This window comes from Kitasatospora sp. NPDC032757 (assembly GCF_055579305.1).
The window spans coordinates 32,604-46,509 of the sequence record NZ_JBVINN010000059.1 but is presented as its reverse complement, the minus strand read 5'-3'; the positions used below and the strand labels follow the sequence as shown (position 1 = coordinate 46,509).

Annotated in this window: 14 protein-coding genes and 3 pseudogenes; 4 read left to right on the top strand and 13 right to left on the bottom strand. The window is 72.9% G+C overall.

Annotated elements, in window-relative coordinates; genetic code table 11:
* Nucleotides 1–122: pseudogene (locus ACZ5WK_RS37525) on the bottom strand (ABC transporter); the annotation flags it as partial.
* 159 nt (nucleotides 123–281) lie between these two features.
* Nucleotides 282–1,517: a glycosyltransferase gene (locus ACZ5WK_RS37520; protein WP_465554592.1), complete on the bottom strand. Its 1,236-nt coding sequence runs from the start codon at nucleotides 1,515–1,517 to the stop codon at nucleotides 282–284.
* A 504-nt stretch (nucleotides 1,518–2,021) separates the two neighbouring features.
* Between ACZ5WK_RS37520 and ACZ5WK_RS37515 the strand changes: the two genes are divergently transcribed.
* Nucleotides 2,022–2,225 carry a cold-shock protein gene (locus tag ACZ5WK_RS37515; RefSeq protein WP_396320380.1) on the top strand — a complete coding sequence of 68 codons (204 nt, stop codon included), beginning with the start codon at nucleotides 2,022–2,024 and terminating at the stop codon, nucleotides 2,223–2,225.
* 144 nt (nucleotides 2,226–2,369) lie between these two features.
* Here ACZ5WK_RS37515 and ACZ5WK_RS37510 read toward each other — a convergent pair whose 3' ends face one another.
* Nucleotides 2,370–3,254, bottom strand: a complete 885-nt coding sequence (locus tag ACZ5WK_RS37510) for an MBL fold metallo-hydrolase (RefSeq protein WP_465554589.1) — start codon at nucleotides 3,252–3,254, stop codon at nucleotides 2,370–2,372.
* 131 nt (nucleotides 3,255–3,385) lie between these two features.
* On the opposite strand from ACZ5WK_RS37510, the gene ACZ5WK_RS37505 reads away from it, so the two are divergent.
* Nucleotides 3,386–3,814: a MarR family winged helix-turn-helix transcriptional regulator gene (locus tag ACZ5WK_RS37505; RefSeq protein ID WP_465554587.1), complete on the top strand. Its 429-nt coding sequence runs from the start codon at nucleotides 3,386–3,388 to the stop codon at nucleotides 3,812–3,814.
* A gap of 117 nt (nucleotides 3,815–3,931) precedes the next feature.
* Nucleotides 3,932–4,501: a DinB family protein gene (locus ACZ5WK_RS37500; RefSeq protein ID WP_465554585.1), complete on the top strand. Its 570-nt coding sequence runs from the start codon at nucleotides 3,932–3,934 to the stop codon at nucleotides 4,499–4,501.
* A gap of 85 nt (nucleotides 4,502–4,586) precedes the next feature.
* Here the strand turns inward: ACZ5WK_RS37500 and ACZ5WK_RS37495 are convergent, their stop codons facing one another.
* Entirely contained in the window at nucleotides 4,587–5,684 is a 1,098-nt protein-coding gene (locus ACZ5WK_RS37495) for an AI-2E family transporter (RefSeq protein WP_465554583.1), read from the bottom strand.
* 335 nt (nucleotides 5,685–6,019) lie between these two features.
* Nucleotides 6,020–6,280, bottom strand: coding sequence for a hypothetical protein (locus ACZ5WK_RS37490; protein WP_465554581.1), 261 nt, complete (start codon nucleotides 6,278–6,280; stop codon nucleotides 6,020–6,022).
* A 193-nt stretch (nucleotides 6,281–6,473) separates the two neighbouring features.
* On the opposite strand from ACZ5WK_RS37490, the gene ACZ5WK_RS37485 reads away from it, so the two are divergent.
* Nucleotides 6,474–8,162, top strand: a complete 1,689-nt coding sequence (locus ACZ5WK_RS37485) for a hypothetical protein (RefSeq protein WP_465554579.1) — start codon at nucleotides 6,474–6,476, stop codon at nucleotides 8,160–8,162.
* Between the two features lie 112 nt (nucleotides 8,163–8,274).
* On the opposite strand, the gene ACZ5WK_RS37480 is transcribed toward ACZ5WK_RS37485, so the two are convergent.
* From ACZ5WK_RS37480 to ACZ5WK_RS37445, 8 genes and pseudogenes are all read right to left on the bottom strand, one after another.
* Nucleotides 8,275–9,285, bottom strand: coding sequence for a YhjD/YihY/BrkB family envelope integrity protein (locus tag ACZ5WK_RS37480; protein ID WP_465554577.1), 1,011 nt, complete (start codon nucleotides 9,283–9,285; stop codon nucleotides 8,275–8,277).
* Nucleotides 9,286–9,330: 45 nt separating this feature from the next.
* Nucleotides 9,331–10,146, bottom strand: coding sequence for a maleylpyruvate isomerase family mycothiol-dependent enzyme (locus tag ACZ5WK_RS37475; RefSeq protein ID WP_465554575.1), 816 nt, complete (start codon nucleotides 10,144–10,146; stop codon nucleotides 9,331–9,333).
* 55 nt (nucleotides 10,147–10,201) lie between these two features.
* The gene (locus ACZ5WK_RS37470) at nucleotides 10,202–10,771 is read right to left on the bottom strand and encodes a cysteine hydrolase family protein (RefSeq protein ID WP_465554573.1); all 570 of its coding nucleotides are present in this window, start codon (nucleotides 10,769–10,771) and stop codon (nucleotides 10,202–10,204) included.
* Nucleotides 10,772–11,106: 335 nt separating this feature from the next.
* Nucleotides 11,107–11,289 carry a 4-oxalocrotonate tautomerase DmpI gene (gene dmpI, locus ACZ5WK_RS37465; protein WP_396320389.1) on the bottom strand — a complete coding sequence of 61 codons (183 nt, stop codon included), beginning with the start codon at nucleotides 11,287–11,289 and terminating at the stop codon, nucleotides 11,107–11,109.
* A 111-nt stretch (nucleotides 11,290–11,400) separates the two neighbouring features.
* Nucleotides 11,401–12,297 carry a LysR family transcriptional regulator gene (locus ACZ5WK_RS37460; protein WP_465554571.1) on the bottom strand — a complete coding sequence of 299 codons (897 nt, stop codon included), beginning with the start codon at nucleotides 12,295–12,297 and terminating at the stop codon, nucleotides 11,401–11,403.
* Between the two features lie 269 nt (nucleotides 12,298–12,566).
* Nucleotides 12,567–12,917, bottom strand: a complete 351-nt coding sequence (locus ACZ5WK_RS37455; RefSeq protein ID WP_465554569.1) for a 5-carboxymethyl-2-hydroxymuconate Delta-isomerase — start codon at nucleotides 12,915–12,917, stop codon at nucleotides 12,567–12,569.
* Between the two features lie 217 nt (nucleotides 12,918–13,134).
* A pseudogene (locus ACZ5WK_RS37450) lies at nucleotides 13,135–13,477 on the bottom strand (respiratory nitrate reductase subunit gamma); the annotation flags it as partial.
* Nucleotides 13,478–13,571: 94 nt separating this feature from the next.
* Nucleotides 13,572–13,877: pseudogene (locus ACZ5WK_RS37445) on the bottom strand (nitrate reductase molybdenum cofactor assembly chaperone); the annotation flags it as partial.
* Nucleotides 13,878–13,906 lie beyond the last annotated feature (29 nt).

Sequence of the window (13,906 nt, the reverse complement as noted above, 5' to 3'; positions counted from 1 at the left end):
AGGGAGAAGACGGTGCCCTCGGGGACGGCGAGGTCGATGCCGTCGAGGACGGTCTTGTCGCCGTAGGACTTGCGCAGCCCGTACGCGGCGATGGCGAGTGCGTGCGATGTCGTTGCGGTCATGCCGCAGAGGTTGCGCCTGCCCGCATTCAGCGCGGTTTCACGACGGTTTCAGCGCCCTGGAACCGGGTGGGCGACGCGATGCCTCCGCACTCCTCCCCCCGTGGTCCCGGAAAGCCGGTGCTGTCGCCCGCCGGCCCCCGAGCCGCCGATCCGGTCGGTTCACCCGGACACGGGTGGCCGCTCCCGGCCGACCGCGTCGAGCAGCATCTTCGCGGCCACCGTGGCCCCGTCCGTGCGGATCGTGCCGGCCACCGCCCTTGCACGTGCGCGGGTCTGCGGGGACAGGGCCGTGCCGAGCGCGGCCGACAGGGAGTCGAAGGTCGGGGTCGGACCGCCGTGTGCCACACCGATGCCCAGCTCGGCCACCCGGGCGGCCCAGTGCGGCTGGTCCACGATCTGCGGCACCACGAGCTGGGGTGCGCCGGCCCGGGCGGCCGTCGTCGTGGTGCCGGCGCCGCCGTGGTGCACGACGGCGGCCACCCGGCCGAACAGTGCCTGCTGGTTGACCTCGCCGACGGCGAAGCAGTCGTCCTGGTCGTCGATCAGGCCCAGGTCGGCCCAGCCGCGGGCGAGGAGCACGCGGCGGCCGTGCGCGCGGCTCGCCTCGATGGCCACCCGGGCGATGTCCTTCGGGGCGTGCGCGGCCATGCTGCCGAAGCCCACGTACACCGGTGGTGCGCCCGCGTCCAGGAACGCCTCCAGTCCCGCCGGGAGCGGGCGGTCGTCGGGCAGGATCCACGCCCCGGTCTGCACCAGGTCGAGGTCCGTCGCGTCCTGCGATGGCCACAGGGTCGCGTCCGCCGCCAGCCACGGCCGGTCGGTGAGGACGTGGTCACGGACGTCGTCCACCGGCGGCAGGCCGATCGCCGCCCGCCCGCTGTTGAGCGCCTCGCCGTAGAGCGCGTTCACCCGCTGGGCGTCCTGCTGCCACAGCACCCGGTTGTCGGTCTCGTCCGGCGAGGACTGCTTGCCCGGCCGGGCCGCCGGAGGGAAGCGCCGCGACGGCAGGCCGGCCGTGTGGAAGCAGGCGAACACGTAGGGGATGCCCAGCTTCTCGGCCACGTCCCGTGCACCGGCCGGCATCAGGCCGGTCGCCAGCAGCACGTCACAGCCCTCCGCCGCCGCGGGGAGCGTGTCGAACCGCGCGGCGACCAGCTCGGGAGCGAGCCGGAACGCGTCCTGCGCCGAGGGCGGCTTCGGGCCGGCGACCACCGAGCGCACCGTGGGGCCCAGCGGCACCAACGGCACGCCGACCCGCGCCAGCAGCGCCGCGAACTCCTCGTCCGGCGGCGCGCACACCAGCGCTTCCGCACCGAGTTCCCGCAACGCCACCGCCAGGCCCGCCAGCGGTTCCACGTCCCCGCGTGATCCCCACGTCGACAACACCACACGCATATCGGGTTCCCCATTTCCGTGAATTCCGGCTTCGGCCGACAATCCTGCGGCACAACCCGGGCCTTGCCGCAAGCCCCCCGGTGCGATATAACCTGAGAGTGGCAAGGAGAAAGAACTCCTTGCCTTTGCCTTTTCTCGCCGCCGGTGGACCGGCGGCCTCCCCGCGAAACGGTCTCCCCGCGAAACGGCGACCGGCGCGTACTTCTCCCACCGAGGGACGGCGGTGACCGGCGTTCCCCTGGGTCGGCCTGACCCGATCAGCCGCCTGGAAGCGGTGGTGTACTGCGCCCCGGCCTGCTGCCGCCACCTCGATCGGGTGACTGGCGGAGATGCGTGTACCGCGCGGCGCGTCCCGTCCCGTACCGTCCGTCGTACGGGCTCCTCGCGGTCGGCCCGGCGGCAGCGCCGCCACCCTTCAGGTAATCCGTCGGCCGCGGACCGCATCGACGACCGATTCGCCAGAACGCTCGCCCCCGGGTGAGCACGAGTCAGAGGGAGAAAACCGTGGCAACTGGCACGGTGAAGTGGTTCAACGCCGAGAAGGGCTTCGGATTCATCGCGCAGGACGGCGGCGGCGACGACGTCTTCGCCCATTTCAGCAACATCGCCGCCCAGGGCTTCCGCGAGCTCCAGGAGGGCCAGAAGGTCGAGTTCGACGTCGTCCAGGGGCAGAAAGGCCTCCAGGCCGAGAACATCGTGCCCCTCTGATCACACCGCACGGCGCGCCCCGCATCAGCTCGATGCGGGGCGCGCTGCCGTTTCCGGCCCCGGGCCGTGGGCTCGGGACGAAGCGCCTCCCGGCCTCCGTACGGGACCCGTCCCCCAGGAGCAGCCCCGGCCCTCAGCGGCCGGTCAGGCGTCCAGCGGCCGCCAGGCCGGGCCGTCCCCGTCCGGCTGGACGTGCCCGAACACCACGTCCGCGAAGTGGACGCCGAAGCCGATCGTGCCGGGCTCTGCCAGCTCGGCGACGAGGCGGCGGCGGTGCTCGGCGGTCCGGGCACCGTCGTGGTCGAAGGCCGAGGACCAGTCGGGGTGGTCGATCTGGATGGGCGAGTGCACGGCGTCGCCGAAGGCGATCAGGCGCCGTCCGCCCCCGGTGATGACGTACTCGGCGTGTCCGACGGTGTGGCCGGGGGTGATCCGCACGCGGACGCCGGGGAAGATCTCCTGCCCGTCCGCGATCGTGCGGACGCGCGGTTCGAGGGCCGCGACCTCGTCCGTCATGCCCTGGGCCTCCAGGAGGTCGCGCCGCTCCCACTCCGGCTCGGAGATCAGGTAGTCGGCGTGGGCGAACACGGGCCGGTCGCCTCCGGGGGCGGGGTGGCAGGCCCAGCCGAGGTGGTCTGAGTGGAGGTGGGTGAAGGCCACCGCCTCGATGTCCCCGGGGCCGCGGCCGAGTTCGGCCAGGCTTTGCGGGAGCGCACCTCCGTGGATCACGCCGAGGGGGCCGTCCGGAACCTGGAGCGTCCGCGGGCCGAAGCCCGCGTCGATCAGCAGCGCGCGGTCGCCGTACTCCACCAGCAGGGCGCCGACGCTGCCCACGAGGTGGCCCGTGGCGTCCAGGTACTCCGGGTGCGCGGCCCACACCTCGTCGGTGGTGTCCTGGAGCAGGTGAAGCGGCCGGAGCCGCACATCGCCGTCCGGCACGTACGACACCAGCGTGTCGCCCAGGCGTATCGAGCGGACTCCCGCCGGACGGCGCAGTCGTTCGTCCCGATCCACCGTCACGTCAGCCATGGGTTCTCTCCTGTGAGTCGTCATCAGGTCGCCGCGGTGCCTCCCGCGGCGACGACGCCCACCATAAGCATCAAGTTCGAATCATTCAAGCTGCAATTATTTGGTCTTGATGGATTTGCTAGGATGGTGGCATGACGACGTCCCCCGAGCGCCAGGCCATCGCCGAGAGACAGCTGTGCGGTCTGGTGAACGGGCTCGCCCAGCGGATCGGCGAGCACGTCCGGGAGCGCGCCGCCACCCTGGGCCTCACCGCGTCCCAGGCGACCGCGCTGCGGGAGATGAGCGGGCCGATGACCATGCGGGAGCTCGCCGAACGCATGAGCTGCGAGCCCTCCAACACCACCTTCGTCGTCGACAAGCTGGAGAAGCAGAGCCTGGTCGAGCGTCATCCGCACCCCACCGACCGCCGCGCCAAGCACCTCGTCCTCACCGCCGAGGGCACCGCGCTGCGCGCACGCCTCCTCGAACTCCTCGCCGTGGACTCCCCGCTGTCCGGCCTCACCCCCCAGGAGCAGCAGGTCCTTCACGGCCTGCTGGAGCAGGCCATCACCTCCGCGTGACCACAACGGCGCACCGTCGTCCGCGCCGCACCACCCCACCCCGGACGTCCTCGGCGGAATCCGGCAGTGATCACCGTCGAGAAATCCACTGGCGGGCCCGGGCCCTCACGAACCAGCATGGAACGCATGAGTGACCGACCCGCACGATGGAGCCAGGCAACCGTCTACCCCGACATGTGGGCCGACCCGGGCGACGACCCCCGCGCCGGCGAGGGAGCCGGTCCGGACGGCGAGCTGGCGACGCTGCAGGACTTCCTGACGAACTACCGGACGACCCTGCGGATGAAGTGCGAGGGCCTGGATCCGGAGCAACTGGCCCGTCGGTCGGTTCCGCCGTCGACGATGTCGCTGCTCGGCCTGGTGCGGCACCTCGCCGAAGTGGAACGGGACTGGCGCAACTGGATCACCGACGGTGATCCGCTCCCGAAGCTGTACGGCAGGCGTGACGCCGACTTCGACGAAGCCGTCGCCGAGCAGGCCGAGGTGGACGCTGCGTACTCCGCTCTGGCTCGCGAGCAGGCCGCGACCGATGCCGCGCTGGCCGGGCACCCGGACCCGGGCGAGCGTCTGGGCAAGGACGGCATCGCCGTGCGGGAGCTGATGGTGCACAGGGTCGAGGAGTACGCCCGTCACTGCGGGCACGCCGACCTGTTGCGCGAGTGCGTCGACGGACGGGTGGGCCAGTGAGGTTCGCCTCGCCGGCATGACGGTCGTGAAGCGGGGAGCCGCGCCGCACCCGGGCTCGGCGGCGGGAGCCGGGCCCCGGAGAGCGTCAGGCCACCGGCGGCGGCGCCGGACGGCGCAGCTGCGCGTAGACCGACCACGCCACCGAGACGGCGGGGACGGCGACCACGGCGCCGATCACTCCGGCCGCGATGCTGCCGGCGAGCACCGAGACCGCGACCACCACCGGGTGCAGACTCACCGCCCAGCTCATCACCAGCGGGTGGAGCAGGTGGCCCTCGATCTGACCGATCACCACAATCAGCAGCAGCACCACGATCGCGATCACCGGGCCGCGGGCCGCCAGCGCCACCAGGGAGGCGATCAGCATCGCGACCGGTGAGCCGACCAGGGGGACGAAGGACGCGAAGAACTCCAGCACGATCAGCGGCAGGACGAGCGGCACGCCGAGGAAGAACAGGGCGATGCCGACCATGATCGCGTTGCTCGCGGCGACGATGAAGATGCCCCGGGTGTAACCGGAGAAGGTCCGCCACGCCGCCCGGCCGCCCCGGTCGAGATGCTCTCCCGCGGCAGCCGGCAGTTGAGCAGCGGTCCACCGCCACATCCGCTCCCCGGAGTGCAGGAAGAACACCGACATGAACAGCGCGAGCGCGGCGCCCGTCGCGACCTCGATCACCCGCCCGGCCCCGCTGACAGCCGTGCTGATCAACGTCGAACGGTGCGCGGAGACGTAGTCGGAGATCTTGCGCCGGAGATCGTCGAAGTACGTCGCCGAGAGATGGAACGGCGCCCCTTCCAGCCATTTCTCCAGCCGGTCCAGACCACCCTGGAACTCCCCGACCAGGCGCGACACGTCGTCCGCCACGGTCTCGCCGATCAGCGCGAGCAGGCCGGCCGGCACCAGGATCGCCGCGGCGAGGCCGATCACCACGGCGAGCGAACGGGGAAGGACACGGGCCACCAGATCGACCACCGGCCGGACCACCGCCGTGATCACCAGGGCCAGGAAGCCGGCCAGCGTGATCAGGTGGAACCGCCCCATCACCATCAGCACCAGGTACGCCGCCGCCGCGACGACGAGCAGCCGCCACGCGTAGTCCGAAAGGCGGCGCAGCGCCGGACCCGCGCCGCCGACGGCCGCCGCAGGGCCCGGCCGGCGGGGCTTGGGCCGCCTCACCGGCATGCCACACCGTCACCCGCCGCACACCCCGCCCGGGCACACCGCACAGGGGCCGGGCCGCCGCGCCCGGCACCGTCGGAACGCGACCGACCACGCCGTTCCGAGGGACTGCCGTCGGGCCGGGGACTGCTGGGGTGCGAAAGCGACATGCATCCTGGATAGCGGGTGGAACGCCGCCCGGCCTGTTCCCGCGCCGACGGACCCACGCCGGGTCGCCCACCGCATCGATCCCACCGCACCCGCTCCCCCGCCCGCGCAGCAGGGTCGGCGGACGCCCGTGCTCGGACGTGCCCGCCTGGGACGGGCCTGTCCGGGTGCCGGGCTGCGGGGTCACCGGCTCAGGGGGCTGCCGGGCCTCGCCGGCCCCAGCGGCTGACCAGCGGGGCGGTGAGCACGTCCAGCTCGGCATCGTGGAGGTTCGTCAGGTGCCGGTCCAGGTCGGTGGACGCGAGATCGGGCCCGACCACCTGGTCGCGGACCCGGCGGACTGTCGCCGCCTCCGGCTCCCGGCAGGCCGGGGAGGTGAGGTGACTGCGTTCGCCGGTCAGGCTCCGCCGCCTCTCGGGTCGCCCGAGCCTGCCTCCGGACCCGACAGGCACTGGTGGTGATCGTAGGCGACGGGTGTGCGGCGACCGATTGCTCACCATCGGCGGAACCGCCCAGCTGGGTGACCGGCCGGGCCGGGCGGCGCGTCAGCCCGGGGCGGTCGTGGCGGCACTGACACTCTGTCGGTCGATCAAAGCGTCGGGGCCGGCCGAGCACCGGCGCCCCAACCGAGTCGAGGAGCCGCCGATGATCCGGTTGCCCGTTCTCCGGCTGACGGCCGCCGTGATGGGCCTGGTCATCGGGCTCTCCGGCTGCTCCGGCGTGGACTCCGCCGAGAGCACCCCCAGCCCGCGGGCGAGCTCCTCGCCGCCCGCCGACGAGGTGGCCGCCAACGGCCCGCTGGTCGGCGACCCCGCGCTCATCCCCGACGAGCAGGCCTGTGCCGCCGCGGAGGGAAACGCTCCGTGGTACCCGACCATCGCCGCCTTCGAGGTGCACGACTCGAACCGGACGCACCGCTACGCGTGCGCGCACTTCGAGGGCGGCCCGTCGAACAACCAGGTCTTCGCGCACAGTTCGAACCAGGTCTACACCACGCCGTACAACATCGTGGACCGCGGACCGGACGAGCTCTACGTCTACGGCGGTGGCTACGGCGACAACCCGGCCGCGTCCGGCTCGTTCGTCTCACGGGTGGAGCCCGGCACCTTCAACGAGGTCTGGCGGCGGGTGCTCATCAACACCGACGCGACCGACGAGTGGGACTACCCGGGTGTCCTCAACACCCTCGCGGACGGCAGCCTGGTCGTGATCTACGGCTATCACATCGCCAGGATCGACCCGACGACCGGGAACGTCCTGGCCCGGACCACGCTGCCCACCGGACAGTCGGCCCCGCGCGACACGGCCTACAACGGCTACGACGCGTTCCCCGACGGCACGATCGTGGCCAAGACCGTGAACCGGCAGCCCGGCTGCACCGAGCAGGGGTTCAGCGCCTTCCTCGACTGCCCCGACCCGACGGCGACGGCACCCTCGATCATGGTGGCGATCGATCCGAAGACCCTGCAGGTCGTCTCCCAGGTGACGCTGCCCGAGATGATGGGCGGCCGGCTCACCACGACGACCTTCAACGGGAGCCAGGCGATCTACCTGCCCGGCACGAGCAAGCTCTACCGGTACACCTACCAGAACGGCGCCCTCGCCCGCGACCCCGGCTGGGGGCCGGTCTCCTACCTCCAGAACGGGCAGACGGCGGCGTCGGCGATGGCGGTCATCAACGACCACGTCGTCGCCATGACCAACGGCGGGAAGCCGACCTCGACCCCCATGAGCGTCGTCGCGGTGTCCCAGGCGGACTCGACCGACGTGGCGAGCGTCCAGCCGTTCGCGAGCAGCGGCGCCAAGCAGAGCTTCATTCCGTCGATGGTCTCGGTCGACCCGGAGAACAACCGCGTCTACGCGATGGACGCGGGAGCGGGGAAGCTGGCCGGGCTCGACCTGTCGAACGGCACCCTGTCGGTGACATGGACCCAGGACCAGACGACGCTCAGCTTCACGACCCTGCTCGGCCCGAAGGACCAGCGGGTCCTGATCGGGACCGACATCCCGGTGAAGTTCTTCCAGGGCCTCAAGGCGTACGACACGGAACAGGTGGTGTGGCGCGATGCCCGCACCGGCACCGAGCTGGCCCGGTCGAGCCAGCTGCCGAAGATGACCCAGGGGATCCTGGTGACACCGGGCTACGCCGGACTCCAGTACTTCCTCACCGCCGACGGGCACGTCATCGGCCTCCAGGTCGCACCGAAACCCGCTTCGGCCTCCACCTCCGCCTCTCCCACGGCCTCTCCCACGGCCTCGACGCCGACCGGGCCGTCCGGGTCCTCGTCCGCCCCCGCACCGGCCACGCCCGGCTCGGCCACCGCGTCGCCGTGACGCCCGGGCCCGCTCCCGAGAGGTGACCCGGTGAAAGGCGGCCGGACCGAACCGAACCGGTGGTCCCTCGTGTGAGAGTCGTGAGGGCCTAGTGAGGGCCCGGTGAGGGCCGTCAGGGTCGGCCGGGTCCTCTGCGCCGCCTGTGCCGCCGGCGGCGGGAGATCTGCTGGCGGGTGGTGCGCCACCGCAGTCTCATCTGGCCGAGAACGTGGTCCCACTCCCGGCGGACCTCGTCGTCCGGCGGTCGCTCGCCCCGGCCGATGCGGTCGAGTTCATCGCACACCTCCCGCCCGAGCGCCGCGGACCCGACCACGACGACCATGGCGCAGAACAGGCAGGAGAGAATCGCGAAGACGGCACCCACCGCGCCGTACCGCGTGGCGTAGGAGCTGAAGAGGCGCGGCAGGTAGAAGGTCGCCCCCACCGAACAGGCCGCCAGGAGGAGGGCGGCGATGACACCGAACGGGAGGAGGTCCTTCGGGGCGATCCGCCCGGCGGAGAGCACCCGGCCGCTCCAGACGGCGAAGGCCGCCGTGAGCGGCACCTCGGCCAGGGATGCCACCAGCTCCAGACGTCCGTGGCCGAGAACGGCGTGCAGCCACGAAACGGCCGCGGCGTACACCGGCAGGGTCAGCGCCCACCGCAGGCCGTTCGGTGTGTTGCGCACGCTGAGGGGCCGCAACTCCCAGGTCTGCTCGAACATCCGCTGCATCGCCCGTGTGAAGCTCAGGACCGAGACCACCAGGAACGCCGTCCCCAAAATACTCGCGCTCGCGCTCGCGCCGGTGGCGGAGGCGAAGACCTCGTCGACCGCCTCGGCCCCGCCTCCGGTGAGGCCGTAGCGGTCGATGATGCGGTTCGCGACGTCCTTGTCGCTCAGACGGGTCAGGACGGAGCTGCAGAGGATCGCCAGCGGGATGAGTGCCGTCAGGGCGCTGGAGGCCAGCGCCATCGACCGGTCGAAGCCCACGACCTTCTGGAAGCGGTTGACGACGCGCAGCGCGAAGGCCGGGCGCAGCCAGAACGTCAGCGTTCTGATGAGTCGCTCGCGGTTGATCGGTGCCGTCTCCCCTCGCGACCGGCCGGTTGGTGACAGGGCGAGAGTAGCCCGGCGCCGCGGCATCCCACGGCTCCGACGCGGACGGGGCTCCCCCGTCCGCGGGAGGCTTCAGGGGGCCTTGAACAGCAGCGGGAACCGCAGGGCGAGCCAGGGCTTGCGGCCCCAGGCGAGGACCTTGCCGCGGGCCAGAACGGCGAACGGGTCGCACCGGCCGAGGGCGAGCAGCAGGAAGGTCACCGGCTCGGTGAGGATCGTGCAGTCGGGCCGGGCCGCGGGCCCGGGAGAGACCTCGGCGGCGCCGTCGAGGAAGGTCACCGTGAAGCGGGCGCCGCCCCGTATCCGCAGGTCGTAGCAGGCGGTGTGACCGGCGGCGGATCGGCCGTCGACGACCCGGGGCATGGCGGTCATCAGGAACGGCACGGTCAGTGCCACCCGGTGGCGGTCGACCATGTGCGGGCGGCGCAGCGCGACGGCCAGGTCGTACCCGTGGCCGAGCATGTGCGTGAGCAGGTACGAGGCCAGCGTGGCGAGGTCCATCGGTCCGAGCGGGGTGAGGACCGGGGCCGACGCCGGCCGGTCCGCGCAGGCCTCGGTGAAGGCGCGGGCGTGCCGGACGATCTCCTCGGCGAGGACCGTGGCGTCACGCTCGGGGAAGGCGGTCAGGGAGGCCTCGTTGGCCGCGGCCAGGCTGTCCGGTGTCCCATCCCCGTAGGTCCGCTGCTCGCCGGCGGCCAGAGCGGCCATCAGCTCGTTGGCGAGGGCGAGATGGGCCGCCGCCTCGCCCACGGTCCACTGCGCGCCGGGGATCGGGCGGTCGGTGTCGGGGCGGTGGCGGAGCAGCGCCGCGATGTCCTCGGCCGCGCCGAGGACGGCGTCGAGGAGCGCGGTGCGCACGGAGTCCCGCGGGACCGGGGCAGGGATCATGGTGGTGAATCGTGGACCACCCCCGCCCCGCTGTCCAGAGATCCGGCGGAACTGATTACCGGCGGGTAGGCCCGGTGGCCCCGCCCGTGACCCCGCCGGCGAGGAGGGCATCGGCGCCGGTGACAGTGACGCCCAGGGCGCGGAACGCCTGCAGGGCGGCGGCGTGGCCGGCGGCGGAGAGGGCGGTGACGGCGTCCTCGACGACGGTGGTGGGGTGGCCGAGGGCCGCGGCGGTGCGGACGGTCTCGCCGACGCCGTACTCGGTGGCGATGCCCGCGACAACGAGGGACGTGGCACCGAGGCGGCGCAGCCGGTCGGCGAGGTCGGTGCCGGCGAAGGCGTCGATGCCGTACTTGGTGACCACCTCGTTGCCGGGGCGGGTGTCCACCTCGGAGGCGAAGCGGTTGAAGTGGGAGTCAGGGCCGCCGTCGCTGCCGTCCGTCCGGGCGTGACGGACCAGGATCACCGGCAGTCCGGCGGCTTCGAAGGCCGCCTTCAGCCGGGCGGCGGAGCGGACCACGGCCGCGCCGGCCAGCGGCGTGGAGGGGCGGTTGACGATCCACTGCTGGAGGTCCACCAGCACCAGGACGGTGCCGGGGGCGGGGCTGGTCGGGGTGTCGGTCATCGAGACTCCTCGGAATGGGGCGGCGGGTGGTCACTCCGCGGCAGCGGCTGGCCACTTCGCGGCGGCGGTGGTCACTCCGCAGCGGTGGGGGGCCACTTCGCGACGGCGGGCATCATTACGGGCGTCGAAGGGCCGTGGCGTCCCACCGGCGGTGTGGGCGAAGGGGCGGGGTACGGGGGGCGGGTCGTGCAGCGGCGGCCGCCCCTCTCCCCTGCGCCTGCTCAAGGCGCGCCCCCTCCCCTGCGCCTGCTCAGGGGAGGAGGAGAGGTCGCACCCCCGGGGCGGACGGCGACCCGGGAAAGGCGCGGCGGCGCGGCGCCGAAGCGCCGCCGCGCCTACTTGTCGGCGGTGAGCTTGCCGGCGTGGGCCCAGTCCTCGCCCTGGTATTCCTGGATCCAGACGTAGACGCTCTCCGCCGGGACCTCCAGGGCCTCCACGAACGCCTCGGTGATCTTCTTGACCAGCTCGCGCTTCTGCTCGACCTTGCGCGGGCCCTGCTGGATGGTGACGACGGGCATCTTCGGCTCCTCGGTCCTCGGTTGGGACTTCTCCTGCGGGATTCCTCCCGCTGTGAACCAGTCCACCGGATCGCGGGCCGCGCACCCAGACCCGATTTCGGCTGGCAGCGATCACGAATCCTGATCGTCCCAGCTCACGGGCTCGGTCCGGCAGGCGTCCAGGAGCAGCCGCGGGACCGGGTCGGCGCGGCGCACGGCGAGCGCCGTCGGCAGCGCCAGCGGTCTGCGGGGCGAACGGAAGACGATCCGGCGGGTGCTCGCCGTCCGCGCGTTCGCGGCGTAGACCACCGTCCACATCGGCGCCCCCGTGCCGATGGCGGCCAGGGTGTCCTGGAGGGAGCCGGTGGACGGACCGAGGACGGGGCGGAAGCCGGCCTCCTGGCAGGCGGACATGACGAGGTCGACCAGGGCGGGATGGTTCGACCGCTCGGTGAGCCGCAGTGGCAGCTCGGCGAGCTCGGACAGATCGATCACGGGGTGCACGGCCTGCGGGTGCCGCGCGGGCAGGGCGAGGACCAACTCGTCCTGCCAGACCGGCAGGAAGCGCAGAGCGGGGTCGGAATCCGGGATCGCGCCCCGGACGAAGGCGGCGTCCAGCCGCCCGTCCGCGAGCCGGGCGAGCCGGTCCCCGACCGGGGCGGAGTGCAGCTCGACGCGGGTGCCGGGGGCGTGCTGCTGGTACGCGTCCAGGATGGCGTCGAGGCGTTCGCCGAGGCCGGTGACGGTTCCGATCCGGAGCGTGCCGGGCGAGGCAAGGCCGGCGGCGACGGCCCGGGCGGCGTCCTCGGCCGCCAGCACGTTCCTGGCCGCCGGAAGGAAGCGCTCGCCGGCGGGCGTCAGCCGCACGTACCGGGGCGACCGGTCGAACAGTTCGACCTTCAACTCCCGCTCCAGGCGCCGCACCTGCTGGCTCACCGCGGGCTGGCCCAGCAGCAGCCGCTCGGCCGCCCGGCCGAAGTGCAGCTCCTCGGCGACGGCGACGAAGCAGCGCAGCTGTCGTAGCTCCATGGGACCCCCGCTCGGTATGTCGACGGCCCATCGTCGCAGGGCCCCGCAGGCGGGCCGCGCGCACCCGTGCCCCGGCCGGCGAGGGTGCGGACGAGGACGGCCTGATCTGGCTGGAGGTCGCCGCCGGCCCGCCGCTGCGCATCGCGCTCGCCGCGCGCTCCCGCGTGCGCGGTGCCGAAGGGCCCGTGCCGGAAGGGCCGGCACCGCCGTAGGGCCCTGGGTCACGCCCCGCGCGACGGCCCGGCCACCGGTGGAGGCGTCAGGGCCGGTTACCGGCCAAGGTGGTGGACGAAGCGGTAGGTGTCGCGGTCGAGTTCGGCGACCTCGACACAGATCGCCGCCGGAACGGCGATGCGGGCCTGGAGGACCGTGAGCACCCGGGCGGTCAGTTCGGCCCGCTGCTCGGTGGTGCGGCCGGCCAGGATCTTGATCTGCGCCAGCACCAGGGCCTCACCGGTGCTCCCGTCGCCGACCGCGTACCGCGCGGCCGGGCGGAACAGGGTCTTGCAGTCCGCCACCTTGGTGTCGATCACCTCGGTGATGAGCTGGTGGACCTCCGCGGCGAGGCCCGCCTGGTCGAAGTCGAGTTCCGGCGAGTGGTCGATCAGGATCTGCGGCACGGGGGCCTCCTACAGGACGGGACGGGACAGCCGGTCCGGACCGGACGGACAGCCGGACGGGACCGGCCGAACGGCACGGACAGCCGGCCCCGACGGCACGGACGACATCCGCGACGCTATCGCGCACCGCCGTGCGCCCGGCCGCCGGCACCCCCGCGGGCCGGTCACGCTCGCCTGATTCTCCACCTTCGCCACCGTCCGCCCGGCCGTCATCGGCCGCGTTGGTGCGGCGGCGGTACAGCAGCACCAGGATCCCGGCCACCGCCAGGAACCCGGCCGCGCAGTCGGCGAAGAGCGAGAGCAGGTGGCACGCGTGCTCGTCGAGTCCGATCGCGTCGGTCCACGACGCGGGGACGAACAGGCCCATGAGATGGCCCGCGAGGACGAAGAGGATGCCGTAGTGGAACATCGGCGAGGCGATGTTCAGCAGCCGGGACTCGTACACCTCGGACGAGCGCGTTGGTCCACCCGAACCTGTCGTAGCGGTAACGCCAGACCAGGCCAAACACCAGAAGCGCGCCCGCGGGGTACGGCAGGGCGCCCCAGAGGAAGGTGCTCATCGGCGGTCTCCGGTCGCGACGGGCGGAACACACCCCACGGGCGGGACAGACCCCACGGGCGGAAGGTACCCATGGGCCGGACGGACTCCACTACCAGGACGGGGAGCAGGCCCAAGTGGCCGTAGGGCGGCTGGGTGTCCAGACCGACCTGCTCACGCGGCGGGCCGCCACGGGCGAGGGCCTGGGCAGCAGCCCGGTCCTTCGGGGACGGTCCGGGCAGCGTGGCGCACACGGCCTCCAGCACCCGGGCGTACGGGGTGCCGTGCTCGGTGAGGGCGAGCCGCAGGAGCCCCAGGGCGGGTCGGTGCTCGCGCAGCAGCGCATCCGAGCCGGTGGCGGCCGTGAACTCCAGCACGGCGGGCAGGAAGTCGGGCAGCTCCTCGCCGGTGAACTCCAGGCCGTGCCGGACGGACACCGCCGTCTTGACGA